This is a genomic window from Sphingomonas sp. jy18, assembly GCF_056931895.1.
The window spans coordinates 11,695-30,639 of sequence record NZ_JBXPBT010000008.1; the positions used below are offsets into that span (position 1 = coordinate 11,695).

The following is an 18,945-nucleotide window of genomic DNA, read 5'->3' on the forward strand; positions in this document are numbered from 1 at the left end:
CGTGGTCGCGCTCCCCCAAGGGGGAGGAAGCTTTACTTCACCAGCGCTTCCTTGATGTCGCAGGCCGCCGGGCCGAGGATGACGATGAACAGCACCGGCAGGATGAACAGAATCAGCGGAACGGTCATGATCGCGGGGAGGCGCGCGGCCTTCTCCTCGGCGCGCATCATGCGCTCGTTGCGGAATTCGGCGGAGAGCACGCGCAGCGCGGAGGCGAGCGGCGTACCATATTTCTCGGTCTGGATCAGCGTCGTCACCACGCCCTTCACCGCGTCGAGATCGACACGGTAGGCGAAATTCTCCAGCGCCTGGCGGCGCTCGGTCAGGAAGCTCAGCTCGATCGAGGTCAGCGCGAATTCCTCGCCCAGTTCGGGATAGGCCTTGCCCAGCTCGCGGCTGACGCGGGCAAAGGCGGCGTCGACGGTCAGGCCTGCCTCGGCGCAGATCACCAGCAGGTCGAGCGCGTCGGGAATGCCCTTGCGGATCGCGTTGGTGCGCTTCGAGCGCTTGTTGTTGATGAACAGGTCGGGCGCCTTGTAGGCGACCAGCAGCGGCACGGCAAAGCCGCCGAACTTCTTCAGCGCCGACCAGTCGGGGAACAGGTCGACGCCATAGATGGCAAGCGCCGCCAGCCCGCCGACCAGGATCGGCAGCACCATGCGCGCGAAGATGATGGTGACGGCAATGTCCTTGGAGCGGATACCCGCCTGCGCCAGGCGCTGCTGGATGTCCTTGAGCTGCTCGTCCTGCAGCACCTTCATCGACTGCAGCATGCCGCGCATGCGGTTGGCGGTGACGTTCTTCTTGACCAGCTTGGCGCGCCGCTTGGCGGTCGATGCGGTGATGCCGGCCTTGAGCTGCTCGCGCCGCTCGTTGAGCGATTTGACGCGCTTGAGCATCGGGTCGCGCACCGTCGCGACATTGTAGACCGCGACCATCACCGCTGTCGCGCAGACTGCGGCGAGCAGCGTCGCCGCCCAGACGACGTCGATGCCGAGCAGGTAATAGGTGGGGGTTTCGGCTGCGGGAAGGCTCATGGTCGGACGCGTCCCATCAGATTTCGAAGTTGATCATTTGGGCCATGATGAACACGCCGATGCCCATCCAGCCCAGGCCGCCCAGTCCCGTCACGATCAATGTCTCGTCGGTGAAGAAGCCCGAGATGTAATCCGGGTTCATGAAATAGATCAGCGTGAACACCACGAACGGCAGCGCGCCGATGATGTAGGCCGATGCCTTGGCTTCGGACGACATTGCCGCGATCTTCAGCTTCATCTGCGCGCGCTTGCGCAGCACTTCAGACAGGTTGGCCAGCGTTTCCGCCAGGTTGCCGCCGGTCTCGCGCTGGATGGCGATGGTGATGCAGAAGAACTGGAATTCCGGCGTGTTGAGCGTGTCGGCGCTGTCCTGCAGCGCCGATTCCATGCTCTTGCCGATGCGCACGCGCTCGATCACCTGCTTGAACTCGACCCCCACCGGGCCGGGGATTTCGGTGCTCACCGCCTGCAGCGTCTCGGCGACCGGCAGACCGGAGCGCAGACCGCGCACCAACAGGTCGATGGCGTCGGGAAAGCGCGCGTTGAACAGCTTGACCCGCTTCTTGATCAGCGATCCCACGACCATGTGGGGAATGCCGAAACCCAGCGCGATCCCGCCCAGCAGGCCGAGCAGCACCGGCGCGCCCTGCAGCAGGGCAAGCCCGGCGACCACCACGGCGATGCCGCCGTTGGCCAGCATGTAGTTGCTCAGCGTCCACTTCTTTCCGGTCCGGCGCAGGCGCAGGGCGAGCTGCTCGGGGTTCGGCAGCAGCTTGGTGATGCCGAACTCCTGGCTCGGCAGCCGTGCGGCGATGGTCTTGCGCATCTGCGCCGCCAGCACCGCCTCGTTGGACGGCATCAGCCGGTCGTGCAGTGCGGTCAGCCGCTTTTTCGCCACCTTTTCCGGATTGGGCCCGGCAAAGGCAAAGAACAGCAGCAGCAGCACCGTGAGTATCGCTATCGCAATCAAGATGATGCTGATGTCCATGCAGCGCTATCGTCCGTTACTAAGGGGTCGGGGCACGACGTCCGGCGCGCCCGTCACCCGGATCAGGCCTTTTCTTTCTTCTTCGGCAGCAGCGATCCGATGTCGCTCAGCTTGCCGAGCAGCGAACCGCCGGACTTGGCCGCCGGCTTGCTCGCAGGGCTGGCGCCCTCCTCGTCATCCTCTTCGGCGACGTTGATCACCATTTGCGCCAGCTTGCCGAGCGCCGCACCGGGCTTGGTGCCCCGCGCCGTTTCGCCGAACGACTTGCCGAGCTTGGCTGATTTGATCGCCAGCTTGGTGTCGAGCGGCACGACGAAGTCGACCGCGCGCTCGATCGACGTCTCGAAATCCTTGCGGGAAATCTCGGCGCCGGTCGGGGGGACCTTGTTGGCCACCAGTATGACCCGCGCACCGGGGCACAGGCTCTTCAGAGAGGCCAGCAGGCGGATGGTGTCGCGCGCCGCTGCCAGCGTCAGCTCGGTCACCAGAACGACTGAGTCGACCTCGTTGACCATGTGCGGATAGGCGATCAGCATGTGCCGCGGCAGGTCGATGACGGTCGCCTCGAACGCCACGGCAATCTCTTCGCGCAGCAGGAAGAAGGTGCCGCCATCGCTGAGCAGCGCCTGGTTGAGCGGCGCCTCGGACGACAGGATCGCGAGCCGGTCGTTGGCGCGGACCATCGCGCGTTCGATGAACAGCCCGTCGATACGCGCCGGATTGTCGATGGCGTCGATAAGCCCGCGACCCGGCTCGAGATCGAGCGCAAGCGCGCCGGTGCCGAAATGCACGTCGAGGTCGAGCAGCGCCGCATCGCGCTTTTCCTGCTGGCCCAGCAGCCAGGCCAGCGAGGTGGCGACGGTCGATGCGCCGGCGCCGCCACGCGTGCCGACCACGGCCGTCACCGTCTTGCGGGTCTTGACCACCTGCTCGGCATGGCGCGGCGCATTCAGCATGGCCTGCGCCTGCATCAGGCTGTCGCGGATCTGCTCGGGGAACACCGGCTTCAGCAGATAGTCATGGATCCCGCTCGACATCAGGTCGCGGAACAGGCGGACGTCGTTGACCTGGCCCATGGCGATCACCACCGTGCCCGGCTCGCAGACTTCGGCAAGGCCGTTGATGTCGTTGATCGGATCGCTCGATTCGGACAGGTCGACCAGCAGGATGGTCGGGCTGGCGCTGATCGACAGGGACTGGACCGCGTTGCGCAGGCCGCCCTTGTAGACCTTTTCGATGTTCCAGCCCATGTCGGCCGCGGCCGGGCGGACCATTTCCACGCTGTCGTCGTCGCACAGATAGGCGGCAAAAGGCTCGCGCGTCTGCTGGCTGGGGCGGAAGGGCGCGTTCATCGGCCGCCTCCGTTGCCGCCTTGCGAGCCTGACTCATCGAGGCCTTCGGCGCCGGTCGGCGGCGCGGTGCGATAAGCCTCGATCGCCTTCGATGCGGTCAGCGGGTCGTTGCTGGCGCGGGTCTGGCCGCGCACCAGGTCGGTCGCGTCGGCCACCATGGCGGCAAGATTGGCGTTGGTCGCGCAGCCATAGTTGGATGTCGTGTGCGACGCGGTGCCGATCGCCGAGTTGGAGCTCCAGTTGGGGCAGCCATCGACCCGCGCCGAAGAGCGGGTGATGACGATGCGCACGCGGCCGGGCGCAATCGCGCCGGACGTGATCGGCGCATAATCGGCCAGGATCATGCCGCGCCGCGCCACCAGCGCAGCCACCGCGTCGGTGGCGGCACGGTTGCGATAGCCTTCGGACCCATGGTCGATGGCGATGCGGTCGCCATAGCGCACGCCCAGCGCGTCGAACCAGTCGGATACCCGGCGCAGTTCCATCGGGGCGATGCCGTTCGATGTCGTCTCGGCATCGAACACATAGGATTGGATGCTGACCACCGGCTGGTGCTGCGAATCCAGGCTGCGGTTACCCTCGCCGTTCGTTCCGCCCATGCAGCCGGCAAGCGCCAGTCCGAGGGCCGCCATCGGGATGATTGATAGGTTACGCATGCTCGTTACGCTCCTCGATGCGCGTGATTACAGGCCGGAACTGAAACCGGGGGCAGCGTCGCCGCTGGTGTCGCGATTGCGACCGGACCGGTTGCTCGACACCGGCGACGGAGCGGGCAGGGCCGCGCTCGGTGCGCCGCCGCCCACGCCCGGCGCGGTGGCCGGATCGCCCTGTTCGATGGTCGGCATCGGCCGGCCCTGGCCGCTGGTGCCATCGTTGGTGCGGTTGAACAGGAAGCGCTGCAGGTCGGTCGGGTTCTGATAACCGTCGGTCGGCAGCACGATCTGGTCGGGATTGACCGGGCGCACCAGATAGGGAGTGATGACGATTACCAGCTCGGTATCGCCCCGACGGAAGCTGTCGGATTTGAACAGCGATCCCAGCACCGGCACGTCGCCCAGGCCCGGGGTACGGTCGATGGCGCCGACCGTGCGGTTGCTCATCAGGCCAGCGATCATGAAGCTTTCGCCCGATCCCAGCTCGACGGTGGTCTCGGCGCGGCGGACCGACAGCGCCGGAATGTCGATGCCCTGCAGGCGGATCGCGCCTTCGGACGACAGTTCGGACACTTCCGGGCGCACCCGCATCGAAATGCGGCCATTCGACAGCACCGTCGGCGTGTAGGCCAGGCTGACGCCGAACCGGCGATACTGGATGGTGATCGATCCGGTCAGCGGATCGGGCACGGGAATGGGATATTCGCCGCCGGCCAGGAAGTCGGCGGTCTCGCCGGAAATGGTGGTCAGGTTCGGTTGCGCCAGCGTCGCCACCAGGCCGGTACGCTCGGCCAGGTCGAGCGTGCCGAGCAGATCGAGCCCGAACAGACGACCACCCAGAGCCAGCGTCGCGGCGTCACGCAGCGGGCGGATCAGATATTCCTGAGGCACCCGGGTAGCACTGAAGGAACCATCTGCATTCTGTCGCACGAACGGCTGACCGGTCCGGGGATCATACTGGATCGGATTGTTGCTGATGTCTGGAAAGTCGCCAGTCTCGACAGGAATATCGCTGATGGTTCCTGTATCGCGGCCCCGGTAGGCACCGAAAATTATGCCCGAGCCATTGTCGCGACTCATCAAATTCCCGCCGATCTGGCGGATGATCGACTTGTTCACCTCGGCGATGCGCACCTGCAGGTTGACCTGCAGCGGCGTCGCGGTCTGGAGCCGGGAAAGGACCCGCGTGCCGTCGCCGACGAAGGCGGTGACCAGCCGGTCGGCCTCGGCCGCATCTTCGGGCGCGGCGACCGTGCCGGTCAGCAGCACGAAGCCGTTCATGGTGTTCACGTTGATGTTCGCATCCGGCATCGCCAGCGCCAGCATCTGGTCGATGGTCTCGATGTTGTTGCCGACACGGGCAACGACCGAATAGACCACCCGGCCGGCGGCATCGGTGGCATAGATGCTGGTCTCGCCCGGACCCTTGCCGAAGATGTAGAGCTGGGTCGAGCTGCGCACCTGCACATCGGCCACCGACTGGTTGGCGACGAACACGTCGGTCATCGGCGTAGGCAGGGTCACCAGCCGGCCACGGCCGACCGAGAGCAGCAGGTCCGCCGCCGTCGTGCCGCTGGCGCGGTTGGCCTGCGCCTGCGCCTGCCCGGGCAGGGATGCCGTTCCGGTGACAGCGAGGCCCAGAGCCACTGCACCGAGCATCAGCGTGTGACGCAGGCCGGCCTTGCGGCGGGCAGCGGGATTAAAGGTCATGCTCATCTCAATTGCCCCCTACGGGAACGACGGTCACGGCATCGCCGCGCACAACGCGCACCGATGGGCCGACGGGAACGGGTACATTCTGCACGGTCGGGCCGCTGCCCTGCGCCGGGCCTGCGCCGCCATTGCTGGCCTGCGTCTGGCTGCGCGGCGGCATGCCACGGCGCAGATAGCGGGACACATCGCCGCCGGTGGTCGCGCCGGTGCTGCCGGCCTGCGGACGGCTGCCGGCACCGCCCAGCAGGCGGCGTTCGGCGTTGCGGTCGCCATCGCGGCCGACCGAAACGGCGCCCGATGCAATCGCTTCCTCCAGCTCGCCCGCCGTGTCGGCGATCGACCGCAGCGCCAGGCTGACGGTACCGGTGGTCCGTGCCACCGCGATGCGCTCGGCGATCTGCGGCGTGGCTTCCAGCGTCACGGTTGCGAACACGGTCGGTGTCGCCGCGCCATTCTCGTCGGTCGGCGTCGTGCGCTGGTCGACTGCGAGCACCCGCAGGTTCCGCACCACCGTTTCGGCGGTGTAGAGCTTGAGGTTGCTATTCTCTTCATTCTCGAGGGTCAGCGTCAGCAGCAGGTCGACCCGGTCGCCGGGGAAGACGAAGCCGCCCACGCCCTGGTCGGGCGACAGCGGCACCGTCACCGCGCGCATGCCCGGCCCCAGTGCCGCGGCCAGGAAGCCACGGTCGCCGGGATTGACCAGCGCGCCCTTGGTCACCGGTGCGCCCGAGGTGATCGGGTTGCGCACCACCGAACCGACCAGATTGGCAACGTCGGCCGATCCTTCGATATAATATTGGTCCGGCTTCACCAGCCCTTCGGGCCAGGCCTGGAAGCGCAGCGCATCGGCGGTCAGGATCGTGCCGACCGGCAGGGCGCGGGTGGCGACCATGACCTTGGGGCCGTTCACGACCGGTGCGGCCGCTGCGGCGGCTGCCGGGGTCGTCGACCCGCGCATCATCTGGTTGACACCAAAGGCGGCGCCGATGGCGACCACCAGTGCCACTACGATCAGGATGACTTTCTTCACGTCCATGACGGTTCAGGCTCCTCGCCCGGCAATGGCCGGCCGTTTGACTTTCAGATGATGGGGGGTAGGGCGAAATGGTTAATATACTGTTGGTGAAGCGCCCACAGGCCGGCGGCGGCGATGGCGACGCCGTAGGGCAGTTCAGGGTTTTGTTCGGCCTTGCTCAATCGCTTGCGCGCCACCATGCCCGCGGCGATGACTCCGCCGATGATGGACATGACCAGCAGAAGCGGAAGCAGCAGGCTGGCATCGATCCACAGCGCCAAGGCGCCGAGCAGCTTGACGTCGCCGCCGCCCATGGCACCAACGGCAAACAGTGCCGCGAAGAAGGCGAAGATGGCCAGCGCCGCGCCGATCTGCAGCGCAATGTCCGGCCACGGCGACAGGCCGGCCCCCCACCACGCCAGCGGCGCGGTCAGGGCGATGGCCAGGTTGAGCCAGTTGGGGATGATGCGATGGCGCAGGTCGCTGACCGCAGCGATCAGCAGCATGGTGCCCAGCAGGGCTACCGACAGATAGGTGAAGAAACCCCCGGACATGCAGACAGGGCTAGACGAAATGCCTTGCCAAACCGTAACCATGGCGAATGAGCCCGATTGCGCCGACCGACCGACCCGCCACCACAGCCGCAGCCGCTGGTTTCGACCGGCGCAGCATCCCTGCGGCGGCCACGGTCGATCGCTGGATGCTGCCCGATGGCTGGCCGCTGCGCCGGATCGTCTGGGGCCAGCCTGACGCAGGCGCGGGCGCATCGCGCGGCTCGATCCTGTTCCTCGGCGGACGCGGCGATCATTTCGAGAAATATCTCGAGACCTTCGAAGATTGGCGGCAGCGTGGCTGGCAGGTCGAAAGCCTCGACTGGCGGGGGCAGGGCGGATCGGGGCGCAACGCGCCCAACGCCAATGTCGGCCATGTCGAGGATTTCGCCATCTGGATCGACGATCTCGCGGCCGTCTTTGCCGATTGGCGCGCGCGCACCGCGCCGCCGCATGTCGTCGTCGGCCATTCGATGGGCGGGCATCTGGTGCTGCGTGCCCTTGCCGAGGGCCGCATCGCCCCTGACGCTGCGGTGCTGATCGCCCCGATGCTCGGTTTCACCGCCCCCTATCCCGACTGGCTGGGGCAGAAGGTCGGCAGCGCCATGTGCAGCATCGGCGATCCGATGCGCGCTGCGTGGAAGGTCAGCGAAAAACCCGGCAGCCCGATGAAGCTCAGGCAGTTGCTGCTGACCCATGACGAGCAACGCTATGATGACGAGCAATGGTGGCATGAGGCCGTGCCCGAAACATTGCTCGGCCCGGCAAGCTGGCGCTGGGTCGAGCGCGCCTATGCCTCGTTTCGCAAGATGGCGACGCCCGGCACCCTCGAGGCGGTGAAGACGCCGCTGCTGATCCTCGCCGCCAGCGCCGACAAGCTGGTCGCGACCAGGGCTACTGTCCGCGACGCTGCGCGGTTGCCCGCAGCCACCCTGCATGTCTATGGGCCTGAGGCAGCGCACGAGCTGCTGCGCGAAGCCGATCCGGTGCGCAACGATGCGCTGGCGCGGATCGACGCCTTTCTCGATGGAGCGGTCAGCCGGTCATGAAGCGGTACGATGTCATCATTGCCGGGGCAGGGATAGCCGGCGCCAGCCTCGCTGCCGAAGTGGCTCCGCACGCCTCCGTACTGCTGCTCGAGATGGAATCGCAGGCCGGGTATCATTCCACCGGCCGCTCGGCAGCCTTCTGGAGCGAGACCTATGGCGGCCCGGCAATCCAGCCGCTGACCACCGCCTCGGGAGAGGATCTTGCCGATTTCCTGCAGCCGCTCGGCGCGCTGCAGATCGGCCGCGACAGCGACAGGCCCCGCCTCGATGCCTTCCTTGCCGCCTTCCGGGACAGCGGCATCGCGCTCGACATTGTCGATCCGGCCGAATTCATTCCCGGCCTGCGCCCTGAATGGACGCTCGGCGTGCGTGAGCCGACCTGCGCCTACATCGACGTCGCCGGCCTCCACGCCCGCTGCCTCGCCACCGCGAAGCGTGCTGGCGCGGAACTGGCCCTGCGTTCGGCGCTGCAATCGGCGCGCCGCGACGGGGCGGACTGGGTGGTGGAGACGTCCACCGGCACATTCGGCTGCGGCATAGTGGTCGATGCGGCTGGCGCCTGGGCCGATCCGGTGGCCCGGGCCTGCGGCGTCGCGCCGATGGGCATCACCCCCTATCAGCGCACGCTCGTCCAGTTGCGCACCGATCCCGGCGCGCCGGAGGATGCGCCGCATGTCGCCAGTCTCGACGCCAGCTTCTACTTCAAGCCCGAGCCCGGCGGCCGGGTGTGGCTGTCGCCGCACGACGAAACCCCGGTCGAGCCAGGCGATGTCGCGCCGGAGGAGCTCGACGTCGCCATCGCCATCGACCGGTTCGAGCATGTCGTCGATTGGCGCGTCGCGGCGGTCGAACGCAAATGGGCAGGGCTGCGCAGCTTCGCGCCGGATCGCAAGCCCGTCTACGGCTTTGCTCCCGATGCACCGGGCTTCTTCTGGTGTGCAGGGCAGGGCGGCTTCGGCATCCAGACCGCGCCGGCCGCAGCCAGGCTCGCTGCCGCACTGCTGCTAGGCCGCACGCCGGATGCCGCCGTCGCCCACATCGACCCGGCGATGTACCGGCCGGAACGCTTCGGGCAATAAATTGCGCCGTCACTGCGAGCGTAGCGAAGCAATCCGGGGCGATTGGCGGCCAACCCACTGGCGATTTCGTTCCGCCCTGCTATCCTGTCGCCGCAACCGCCTGAGGAGGGCCAGATGGCGCATTATTTCGAGATCAAGCAGAACAAGGCAGGCGAGTATGTCGCCTACTTCAAGTACAACAGCGAAACCATGTTCTGGACCGAGGGCTATTCCTCGCGGGCCAGCGCGGTGAACGCCATCGAATCGATCAAGAAGAACGGCCCCGGCGCGCCGACCAAGGACGCCGAATAAACGGCGTGCGCGCGCCTGTTGCCTCGGTTGCGGGTGCGCGCACCGTCCGTCTGTTCGCCACGCTGGCGGGGCTGCTGCTCGCCGCCTGCTCGGCGGTCGGCCAGCCCCAACCGGGCGTCCCTGCCACGACGGGCGCGCAGTCTGCGCCCCGGTCGCAGACCGCCACGGTGCTCGTGCCGCGCATCGTCGCGCGCACCCCGCACGATCCCAATGCCTTCACGCAAGGGCTGATCGTCGATGGCGACACGTTCATCGAAAGCACCGGCCAATATGGCCAGTCGGAGGTCAGGCGCGTGCGCCGCAGCGACGGCGCAGTGCTCGATCGGCGCGCCATTCCCTTCGATCATTTCGGTGAAGGTCTCGCCCGCCACGGCGACGAGCTGGTCAGCCTGACCTGGCGCAACCGCATCGCCCATCGCTGGGATGCCGCTACGCTCGCCCCGCGCGGCACCTTCACTTACCCCTGGCAGGGCTGGGGCCTTGCCAGCGATGGCCGCAGCTATTTCCTCTCGGACGGCAGCGACCGGCTGCATGTGCTGGATCCCGCGACCTTCGCGCCGCTCCGCGAAATCCGCGTCACCCGTGACGGTGCCCCGGTGGCGCGGCTCAACGAACTCGAATGGGTCGATGGCCGGCTGTTCGCCAATGTCTGGATGGAGCCCGAGATCATGGTCATCGATCCCGCGACCGGCATCGTCACCCATGTCATCGATTGCCGCGCCATCGTCGCCGAATCCGGCCAGACCGGCAATATCGACGCGGTGCTCAACGGCATCGCCTGGGATGCACGCCACCGCCGTCTCTACGTCACCGGCAAGCTGTGGCCGACGCTGTTCGAAATAGAGGTTCCCGGCTTCACCGACTGAGCGGTCGCCGCTTCACCCGCGCCCCGCGGCGACCGCCGCGTCGCTGGCCAGCCGGTCGGCGCGCTCGTTGTCCGGGTCTCCGGCATGACCCTTCACCCAGCGCCATTCGATCTGGTGCCGCGCCGCCGCCTGGTCGAGCCGCTGCCACAGCTCGGCATTGGCCACCGGCTTCTTGGCCGCGGTGCGCCAGCCGTTGCGCTTCCAGCCATGGATCCATTTGGTGATGCCATCGCGCACATAGACGCTGTCGGTGGACAGGATCACCCGGCACGGGCGCTTCAGCGTCTCCAGTGCCATGATCGCCGCCATCATCTCCATGCGGTTGTTGGTGGTCGGGGTTTCGCCGCCCGACAATTCCTTCTCGACCGCGCCGAACCGCAGCACAGCGCCCCAGCCGCCCGGGCCGGGGTTGCCCTTGCACGCGCCATCGGTGGCGATCTCGACGGTCGGCAGCGCCCCGCTCACGCGCCGAACATGGTCTCTACCGTCGCCTCGCGATAGAAGCGCAGGCGCCGATGGTAGGCGAGCGGGTCCTTGCGCACCACCAGCGCATCCGCCGGCGTCTCCAGCCAGTCGAGCGCGCGCGTCAGCAGGAAGCGCAGCGCTGCTCCGCGCGCCAGCACCGGCATCGCTGCGCGCTCGGCATCGCTGAGCGGTCGGCTGCGCGCATAGCCCTTGCCCAGCGCCTCGCCCAGCGCGGGCAGGTAATGCGATCCATCGGCGCTGAAGCACCAGGCCCCATGCGTCACCGCCAGATCGTACGCGGTTATGTCGCGGCAGGCGAAATAGAAGTCGATGATCCCGCCGACCTCGTCGCCGCGCATCAGCACATTGTCCGGAAACAGATCGGCATGGATCACAGATCGCGGCAGGTCGTCCGGCCAGTTGGCTTCGAGAAAGGCCAGTTCGGCGCCCACGTCTCCGGCGAGCCCGGGCAGGATCGAATCGAGCCGGCTGCCGATGCGGTTGGCGAGCGCGCGCCATCCCCCGATCGACAGCGGGTTGTCCGGGCCGTCGGCAAAGTCGGCGACCGCATTGTGGAGCTGCGCCAGCGCCTCTCCTGCGGCAAAGGCTTGCCGCCCGGTCGGCCGGCTCACCGAAATGCCGGGCAGGAATTCGATCAGGCAGGCCGGGCGGCCCGCCAGGCTCTGCACATGGGTGCCGCTCGCGTCGGCCAGGATGCGCGGCACCGGGCAGCCGCGCTCGGCCAGATGGTCGATCAGCGCGACGAAGAAGGGCAGGTCGGACACGTCGACGCGCTTCTCGTACAGCGTCAGGATGAACCGCCCGCCGCGGGCATCGACCAGATAATTGCTGTTCTCGACCCCCTCGGCGATGCCCTTGGCGCTGATCAGCGGCCCGACACCGTAAAGGTCAAGGAAGGTGGCGATGTCCTCCGCACCCACATGCGTATAAACTGCCATGACCAGCCCCACCCGAACCTTATGGTATATGCCAGGCCACTACGCCGCCTGCGCCTCCAGCCCCCGCGGCAGCTTGAACACCATGTCCTCGGTCGCGGTGACCACCGGCTGCTCGTCGACGCTGTAGCGGGTCGCGATCATGTCGACCACCTCGCGCACCAGCAGTTCGGGCGCCGATGCCCCGGCGGTCAGCCCGACCGTGGTCACCCCGTCGAACCATGCCCAGTCGATCTCATGCGCGCGCTGGATCAGGTGCGAGCGCGCGCCCATGCGCTGCGCCACTTCGGCCAGCCGCAGCGAATTGCTGCTGTTCGGCGCACCGATCACCAGCACCAGCTGGCATTCCTGAGCAATCGCCTTGACCGCGCTCTGCCGGTTGGACGTGGCATAGCAGATGTCCTCGCCCTTCGGCGCGACGATGCTCGGGAAGCGCTGTTGCAGCGCCTGCACGATGTCCGCCGTGTCGTCGACCGACAGCGTCGTCTGGGTCAGGAAGGCCAGGCTGTCCGGGTCGGCCGGGTTCAGCCCCGCGACATCCTCGACCGTCTCGACCAGCGTCATCGCACCATCGGGCAGCTGGCCGAAGGTGCCGATCACCTCGGGATGGCCGCGGTGGCCGACGAAGATGATGTGCCGGCCGCTTTCGTGCGCGCGCTCTGCCTGGCGGTGCACCTTGCTGACCAGCGGGCAGGTCGCATCGAGATAGTCCAGCCCGCGCTCGGCCGCCTTGGCCGGGACGGCCTTGGGCACGCCATGCGCGCTGAACACCACCGGCACGCCATCGGGCACCTCGTCCAGCTCCTCGACGAACACCGCGCCCTGCGCGCGCAGGCTGTCGACGACGAACTTGTTGTGGACGATCTCGTGCCGGACATAGACCGGCGCGCCATATTTCTCGATGGCCAGCTCGACGATGCGGATGGCGCGATCGACCCCGGCGCAAAAGCCACGGGGAGCAGCGACCAGCAGGCGCAGCGGGGGCAGGGGGGCAGCGGGGGTATCCATGCGCGCTACCTATGGGCGATGGGCCGCCGCGGCAAGTGTCTACGGCCGCAGTTGCGCGCATGGCAGGGCGCGGATAAGAGGCTGCCAAGCGCCGCACGGCCCGCTCACCTGCGCGAAAGGATTGCCCCGATCATGTCATCACCCCGCCACCAGACCCCCCGCCTTGCCGTGCTCGGCCTCGTCGGCGCGTCGCTCGCGCTGGGTGCCTGTGCCCGGGATAACGAGATCGACGTGACCGCCGGTGTCGGCATCACCGCCTCGCGCACCCTTTGCCCGGCGGTCGGCGTGCCCACCCATACCGGCGACGTCACCCTGTTCGATCCGGCAACCAGCCGCGATGCTGCCGCCATCGATGTGGTGGCGACGATCACCAATTTGCGCACCACCTGCAATGACGCCGATGCCCGCGTCTATGTCGGCTCGACCTTCGATGTCATCGCCACCCGCCGCGATGCCGGCCCGGCGCGCACCGTCACCCTGCCTTATTATTCGGCCGTGGTGCAGGGCGGCACCGCGGTCGTCGCCAAGGACCAGAACCAGGTGACCATCAGCTTCCCCGCCGGCTCCACCCGCGGTTCGGCCAGCGGCACCGCCGGCGCCTATGTCGACCGCGCCGCCGTGACCCTGCCGGACGATATCCGCGAACGCATCACCCGACGACGCCGCGCGGGCCAGGAAGATGCGGCCATCGATCCGCTGTCCGAACCGGATGTCCGCGCCGCCGTCGCCCGCGCCACCTTCGAACTGCTCGTCGGCTTCCAGCTGACCCAGGAGCAATTGCAGTACAACGTCACGCGCTGAGGCGCGGAACCAGACGAACAATCCGTAGCCCTGAGCCTGTCGAAGGGCGCTTTACTGCTAGGCGCCCTTCGACAGGCTCAGGGCTACGGATGCTCGGCTGAATCTTGTTAGGTGAAATCATGACCATCTACACCCGCATTGCCGCGCATCTCGATGCCGCGCTCGACGCGCTGGAATCCGCCGGAACATTGCCAGCGGGGCTCAACCGCGCCCCGATCACGCTCGAGCCGCCGCGCGACGCCAGCCATGGGGACATGGCCACCAATGCCGCGATGGTGCTCGCCAAGCCTGCCGGCACCAATCCGCGCGCGCTGGCAGAGGCCCTGCTGCCGCACCTCGCCGCGCATGCCGAGGTAACGGCGGCCAGCATCGCCGGCCCCGGCTTCATCAATCTTACCCTCAGCGATGCGGCATGGCGCAGCGAACTTGCCGATATCGTCGCGATCGGCGCCGATTATGGCCGCTCGGCGCTCGGCGGCGGCAGCACCGTCAACGTCGAATATGTTTCGGCCAACCCCACCGGCCCGATGCACATGGGTCACTGCCGTGGCGCGGTCGTCGGCGATGCGCTCGCCGCCTTGCTCGAATTTTCCGGCCACAAGGTGGTGCGCGAATATTATGTCAACGATGCCGGCGGGCAGGTCGACGTGCTCGCCCGCTCGGCGCACCTGCGCTATCGCGAGGCGCTGGGCGAGGATGTCGGGGACATTCCCGAGGGGCTTTATCCGGGCGACTATCTGGTCCCGGTGGGGCGGGCGCTCGCCGCCGAATTCGGCGATCGCTTCGTGGCGGCACCCGAAAGCGACTGGCTCCCCCTGTTCCGCAGCTTCGCGGTTGCCGAGATGCTCAAGCTGATCAAGGCGGACCTTGCCCTGCTCGGCATCCACCATGACCTGTTCAGTTCGGAGGCCGAATTGCAGGCCGCCGGCATGCCCGAAAAGGCCGAAGCCTGGCTGCGCGAGCAGGACCTGGTCTATGACGGCATGCTCGAAGCCCCCAAGGGCGAGACGCCCGAGGATTGGGAGCCGGTGGTGCTGCCGCTGTTCCGCTCGACCCGCTTCGGCGATGACAGTGACCGGCCGATCAAGAAGAGCGACGGCAGCTGGACCTATTTCGGTGCAGACCTCGCCTATCATCATGAAAAGGCCAAGCGTGCCGATGCCCTCATCGACATCTGGGGCGCGGATCATGCCGGCACGGTCAAGCGCATCGTTGCCGCGGTTGCCGCGCTGACCGGCGGCAAGACCCGCTTCGACGTCAAGCTGGTGCAGATGGTGCGGCTGCTGCGCGATGGCGAGCCGGTGAAGATGTCCAAGCGCGCCGGCAATTTCGTCACGCTCGCCGATGTCGTGCGCGAAGTCGGCAAGGATGTCGTGCGCTTCACCATGCTGACCCGCAAGGCCGACGCGCAGATGGATTTCGACTTTGCCAAGGTGGTGGAGGCGTCGAAGGACAATCCGGTCTTCTACGTCCAATATGCCAACGCGCGAATCAATTCGATCGCGCGCAAGCCGGCGGAACTGGGCATGGCCCTGCCCGAAGGCCAGACCGACCTGTCCCGGCTCGATACAGTCGATCTCGCTCTCGCCAAGCTCGCCGCGACCTTCCCGCGGGTGGTGGAGGCCGCCGCCAATGCCCGTGAACCGCACCGCATCGCCTTTTATCTCGGCGATCTCGCGGCCGCGTTCCACGGCTGGTACAATCTTGGCAACGATGATCCGTCGCGCCGCGCCGTGCTCGCCGACGATCCGTTAACCACGGCTGACAGGCTTTTCTTAATCCGCGCAATCGGGCAGATCATCCGCAATGGGCTGGCGATCATGGGGGTCGAGCCGGTCGAGGAGATGCGTTGATGTCCGGAATGGACGGTTCGCCATTGCGTTTCGATGAAGAAGACCGGCTGCCCTGGCTGGAGCCGGTCGAGGATGCTGCGCTCGAGCGCAGCGACGTCTGGCGTCTTGTCGGCCTCGTTGTGGTCGGTCTCGTCCTGATCGGTGCCGTCGTTGGCGGCATGTGGTGGTGGCAGACCGGCGGTCGTCCGCGCGGCGAACTGATCGCGGCGCCGGAAGGCGCTTACAAGGTCACGCCCAAGGCCGAGCCGGGCCGCTTCGAAGGCGAAGGCGCGATAGCCGTCGCCGCAGCCGAGGGCGTCCAGCCGACCGCGCAGATCGACCCCAACCGTCTGCCCGAAACCCCGATCGCGCCACCGGTCGCCGGTGGCCGTCCGCCGGCGGCAACCGCCGGGGCCCAGCCGAAGTCCGCGCCCGGCACCGCCGCGACGCCGGCTGCGGCAACGCCAGCACCTGCGCCGGCGACCGGCGGCAGCGGCATGGTCCAGCTCGGCTCCTTCTCCAGCAACGCCAGCGCCCAGCGCGCCTGGACCAGCCTCAAGAGCCGCTTCGCCTATCTCGAGCCGGTCAACAGCAGTATCGTCACCGCAGAGGTCAATGGCCGCACCGTCCACCGGCTGCAGGCCGCCGCCGGATCGGCCAGTGCCGCGCAGACGCTGTGCAACCGCCTGCGCGTGGCGGGGGAGAACTGCATCCCGGTCCGCTAGGGGTTTGAGGGGCAATGACGGTCAGGATTGAGCCATGACCCCCGCGTTCTTCGGCCTGTCCGGCACCGCGCTCGGTGACGATGAACGCGCCCTGTTCCGCGCGTGCGATCCGGCAGGCTACATCCTGTTCGCCCGCAACATCCGCAATCGCGCCCAGGTGCGCGCGCTTACCGACGACTTGCGCAGCCTCTCGGGGCGGGACGCGCTGCCCATCCTCATCGATCAGGAGGGCGGGCGCGTTGCCCGGCTCAGCCAGCCCGAATGGCCCGCCTTTCCCGCAGCCGCCCGGTTCGACGCGTTGTACAGCCTCGCCCCTGCCTCGGCGATTGCCGCCGCCCGCGCCAATGCCACCGCCATCGCGCTGACCCTGGCGGAGGTCGGCGTGAGCGTGAACTGTCTGCCTTTGCTCGACGTCCGCCAGCCGCACGCCCACGCCATCATCGGCGATCGTGCGCTGGGCAGCGATCCGCTGCGCGTCGCCGCACTGGGTCGCGCCGTGCTGAAGGGGCTGAGCGACGGCGGTGTCTGCGGCGTCGTCAAGCATATGCCGGGGCACGGCCGCGCCGTGGCGGACAGCCATGCCGAACTGCCGGTCGTCGATGCGAGCGCCGAGGCGCTGGAGCTGGACATTGCGCCCTTCGCCGCGCTCAACGACGCCGCGATGGGCATGACCGCGCATGTCGTCTATCCTGCCTGGGATGCCGACCATCCCGCAACGCTTTCGCGCACCGTCGTTACCGAGGTCATTCGCGGCCGGATCGGTTTCGCCGGCGTGCTGATGAGCGACGATATCGAAATGGGCGCGCTCAGCGGCCCGGTCGGGGATCGCAGCGCCGCCGCGCTCGCCGCCGGTTGCGACATCGTGCTGCACTGTTCGGGCGATCTCGCCAGCATGCGCGCCGTTGCCGATCGCATCGGCGGGGCAATGAGCGAAAGCAGCCGGATCCGGCTCGATCGCGCCATGGAGCGCATCGGCCATGCCACGGCGCGTGAGAGCATCGAACAACTCGTCGCCCGCCGCGACGCCTATCTGGCGCTGGCCTGATGGCCGATACCGAGTTCGACCAAGGCCCGTTGCTGGCGCCTGTTTCGGCCGAGGAACGGCTGAGGCTCGACCTCGACGGCTGGGAAGGACCGCTCGACCTGCTCCTGTCGCTCGCGCGCAGCCAGAAGGTCGATCTCAAGGCGATCTCGATCCTGCAACTGGTCGATCAATATATCGCCTATATCGAGGCTGCTCGCGAACTTAGCGTCGAGCTTGCTGCCGATTATCTGGTTATGGCGGCGTGGCTGGCGTTGCTCAAATCGGCGATGCTCCTGCCCAAGGAAGCCCAGCCCGATCCCAGCCCCGAAGAGCTGGCGCTGCGCCTGAATCTGCGGCTGCAGCGGCTCGCGGCGATGCGCGATGCCGGGGCGCGCCTGTTCGCGCGGGACCGGCTGGGGCGGGACGTGTTCCTGCGTGGCGCGCCGGAAGGGCTGCGCACCATCCGCAAGCGCAACTGGGATGCCAGCCTGTTCGAGCTGATGCAGGCCTATGGCGTGGTGCAGGCCCGCACCCGCCCGGTCGTCCACATGGTGGCGAGGCGCGAGGTGATGACGCTCGATGAGGCGCTGGTGCGGCTCGAACGGCTGGTCGGCGTCGCGCTCGACTGGAGCGATCTCGCCGCTTTCCTGCCGCCGGAGGCGCAGGGGCCGTTGCGCAAATCGGCGCTCGCTTCCAGCTTCGTCGCCGCGCTGGAACTGGCGCGGACAGGCAAGGTCGATCTCAGACAGGAAGAGGTGTTCGCGCCGCTGATGATCAGGCGGGCGGGATGAAAGGACACCGAATCAAGCCGATGTCATTCCCGCGAAATCGGGAATCCAGGAGCCGGGCAGCGCTGCGCTCTCGGTCGCTCGTGGATTTCCGCTTTCGCGGGAATGACGTAAGTGGGAGGAGTAAGCCATGACTGCCCACCCCATCCCCGATTTCGAACGTGGCGTCGAAGCCGCCCTGTTCGCCGCCACCGAGCCGCTGGCCGTGGCGGATATCGCTGCCTATGTCGGGGACGGCGATGTGAAATCCGCGCTCGCTGCCATTGCCGCGCGCCACGCCGGCACCGGTATCGAACTGGTCGAGCGCGGTGGCCGCTGGCATTTCCAGACACCGGGCGATCTCGCCCACCTGCTCCGGCGCGAACGCGAGGAGCCGCGCCGCCTCTCGCGTGCCGCGCTGGAGGTGATGGCGATCATCGCCTACCACGAACCGGTCAGCCGCGCCGAGATCGAGGCGATCCGCGGCGTACAGACCGCCAAGGGCACGCTCGACGTGCTGATGGAGGCGGGCTGGATTCGCCCCGCCGGGCGCCGCGATGTCCCCGGCCGTCCGCTCATCTACAAGACGACGCCGGAATTCCTCACGCACTTCGGCCTCTCCAGCCGGCGCGACCTGCCGGGAATCGAGGATTTGCGCGCCGCCGGCCTGCTCGACCCGGTCGATACCGCCGCGCTGGCAGCGATGCATGATGAAGATGCGGCTATCGACGCTCCGGAACTGGCGGAAGCGGAAGAGAGCGACTAGATAGGCG

Annotated in this window: 20 protein-coding genes; 10 read left to right on the forward strand and 10 right to left on the reverse strand. The window is 67.6% G+C overall.

Going from position 1 to position 18,945, the window contains the following annotated elements:
* Positions 1–32: 32 nt before the first annotated feature.
* The 7 genes from AC0QC4_RS14910 to AC0QC4_RS14940 all read right to left on the reverse strand — a co-directional run bounded on the left by AC0QC4_RS14910 (position 33) and on the right by AC0QC4_RS14940 (position 7,264).
* Positions 33–1,037 (reverse strand): type II secretion system F family protein, encoded by a 1,005-nt coding sequence (locus AC0QC4_RS14910; protein ID WP_483660704.1) that lies wholly within the window; start codon positions 1,035–1,037, stop codon positions 33–35.
* Positions 1,038–1,053: 16 nt separating this feature from the next.
* Positions 1,054–2,025, reverse strand: coding sequence for a type II secretion system F family protein (locus tag AC0QC4_RS14915; protein ID WP_483660705.1), 972 nt, complete (start codon positions 2,023–2,025; stop codon positions 1,054–1,056).
* Between the two features lie 62 nt (positions 2,026–2,087).
* Positions 2,088–3,377 carry a CpaE/TadZ family protein gene (locus tag AC0QC4_RS14920; protein ID WP_483660706.1) on the reverse strand — a complete coding sequence of 430 codons (1,290 nt, stop codon included), beginning with the start codon at positions 3,375–3,377 and terminating at the stop codon, positions 2,088–2,090.
* Positions 3,374–4,033 (reverse strand): CpaD family pilus assembly protein, encoded by a 660-nt coding sequence (locus AC0QC4_RS14925; protein WP_483660707.1) that lies wholly within the window; start codon positions 4,031–4,033, stop codon positions 3,374–3,376. The genes AC0QC4_RS14920 and AC0QC4_RS14925 overlap by 4 nt, the downstream gene beginning before the upstream one ends.
* 27 nt (positions 4,034–4,060) lie before the next feature.
* The gene (locus AC0QC4_RS14930; RefSeq protein WP_483660708.1) at positions 4,061–5,746 is read right to left on the reverse strand and encodes a type II and III secretion system protein family protein; all 1,686 of its coding nucleotides are present in this window, start codon (positions 5,744–5,746) and stop codon (positions 4,061–4,063) included.
* Between the two features lies 1 nt (position 5,747).
* Complete coding sequence (cpaB, locus tag AC0QC4_RS14935) at positions 5,748–6,779, reverse strand: Flp pilus assembly protein CpaB (protein ID WP_483660709.1); 1,032 nt, start codon at positions 6,777–6,779, stop codon at positions 5,748–5,750.
* Positions 6,780–6,823: 44 nt separating this feature from the next.
* Entirely contained in the window at positions 6,824–7,264 is a 441-nt protein-coding gene (locus AC0QC4_RS14940; protein WP_483660710.1) for an A24 family peptidase, read from the reverse strand.
* A gap of 95 nt (positions 7,265–7,359) precedes the next feature.
* On the opposite strand from AC0QC4_RS14940, the gene AC0QC4_RS14945 reads away from it, so the two are divergent.
* The 4 genes from AC0QC4_RS14945 (at position 7,360) to AC0QC4_RS14960 (ending at position 10,594) form a co-directional block, all read left to right on the forward strand.
* Complete coding sequence (locus AC0QC4_RS14945) at positions 7,360–8,358, forward strand: alpha/beta fold hydrolase (RefSeq protein ID WP_483660711.1); 999 nt, start codon at positions 7,360–7,362, stop codon at positions 8,356–8,358.
* Complete coding sequence (locus AC0QC4_RS14950; protein ID WP_483660712.1) at positions 8,355–9,437, forward strand: NAD(P)/FAD-dependent oxidoreductase; 1,083 nt, start codon at positions 8,355–8,357, stop codon at positions 9,435–9,437. The genes AC0QC4_RS14945 and AC0QC4_RS14950 overlap by 4 nt, the downstream gene beginning before the upstream one ends.
* A 114-nt stretch (positions 9,438–9,551) precedes the next feature.
* On the forward strand, positions 9,552–9,728 hold the full coding sequence (locus tag AC0QC4_RS14955; protein ID WP_483660713.1) for a YegP family protein: 177 nt from the start codon (positions 9,552–9,554) through the stop codon (positions 9,726–9,728).
* Between the two features lie 5 nt (positions 9,729–9,733).
* Complete coding sequence (locus AC0QC4_RS14960; protein ID WP_483660714.1) at positions 9,734–10,594, forward strand: glutaminyl-peptide cyclotransferase; 861 nt, start codon at positions 9,734–9,736, stop codon at positions 10,592–10,594.
* A 12-nt stretch (positions 10,595–10,606) separates the two neighbouring features.
* On the opposite strand, the gene rnhA is transcribed toward AC0QC4_RS14960, so the two are convergent.
* The 3 genes from rnhA to ispH are packed head-to-tail and all read right to left on the reverse strand — an operon-like array spanning position 10,607 to position 13,023.
* On the reverse strand, positions 10,607–11,059 hold the full coding sequence (gene rnhA, locus AC0QC4_RS14965) for a ribonuclease HI (protein WP_483660715.1): 453 nt from the start codon (positions 11,057–11,059) through the stop codon (positions 10,607–10,609).
* Positions 11,056–12,018 carry a homoserine kinase gene (thrB, locus tag AC0QC4_RS14970; protein WP_483660716.1) on the reverse strand — a complete coding sequence of 321 codons (963 nt, stop codon included), beginning with the start codon at positions 12,016–12,018 and terminating at the stop codon, positions 11,056–11,058. Before thrB ends, rnhA begins: the two co-directional genes overlap by 4 nt.
* A gap of 39 nt (positions 12,019–12,057) precedes the next feature.
* Positions 12,058–13,023: a 4-hydroxy-3-methylbut-2-enyl diphosphate reductase gene (gene ispH, locus AC0QC4_RS14975; RefSeq protein WP_483660717.1), complete on the reverse strand. Its 966-nt coding sequence runs from the start codon at positions 13,021–13,023 to the stop codon at positions 12,058–12,060.
* A 132-nt stretch (positions 13,024–13,155) separates the two neighbouring features.
* Between ispH and AC0QC4_RS14980 the strand changes: the two genes are divergently transcribed.
* The 6 genes from AC0QC4_RS14980 to scpB all read left to right on the forward strand — a co-directional run bounded on the left by AC0QC4_RS14980 (position 13,156) and on the right by scpB (position 18,938).
* The gene (locus tag AC0QC4_RS14980; protein ID WP_483660718.1) at positions 13,156–13,824 is read left to right on the forward strand and encodes a hypothetical protein; all 669 of its coding nucleotides are present in this window, start codon (positions 13,156–13,158) and stop codon (positions 13,822–13,824) included.
* 119 nt (positions 13,825–13,943) lie between these two features.
* Positions 13,944–15,677 (forward strand): arginine--tRNA ligase, encoded by a 1,734-nt coding sequence (gene argS, locus AC0QC4_RS14985; RefSeq protein ID WP_483660719.1) that lies wholly within the window; start codon positions 13,944–13,946, stop codon positions 15,675–15,677.
* A complete protein-coding gene (locus AC0QC4_RS14990; RefSeq protein ID WP_483660720.1) occupies positions 15,677–16,381 on the forward strand; it encodes an SPOR domain-containing protein in 705 nt (234 codons plus the stop codon). The genes argS and AC0QC4_RS14990 overlap by 1 nt, the downstream gene beginning before the upstream one ends.
* Before the next feature lie 34 nt (positions 16,382–16,415).
* Positions 16,416–17,426, forward strand: a complete 1,011-nt coding sequence (gene nagZ / locus AC0QC4_RS14995; RefSeq protein ID WP_483660721.1) for a beta-N-acetylhexosaminidase — start codon at positions 16,416–16,418, stop codon at positions 17,424–17,426.
* Positions 17,426–18,196 carry a segregation and condensation protein A gene (locus tag AC0QC4_RS15000; RefSeq protein WP_483660722.1) on the forward strand — a complete coding sequence of 257 codons (771 nt, stop codon included), beginning with the start codon at positions 17,426–17,428 and terminating at the stop codon, positions 18,194–18,196. The genes nagZ and AC0QC4_RS15000 overlap by 1 nt, the downstream gene beginning before the upstream one ends.
* Positions 18,197–18,323: 127 nt before the next feature.
* Positions 18,324–18,938 carry an SMC-Scp complex subunit ScpB gene (gene scpB, locus AC0QC4_RS15005; RefSeq protein WP_483660723.1) on the forward strand — a complete coding sequence of 205 codons (615 nt, stop codon included), beginning with the start codon at positions 18,324–18,326 and terminating at the stop codon, positions 18,936–18,938.
* Positions 18,939–18,945 lie beyond the last annotated feature (7 nt).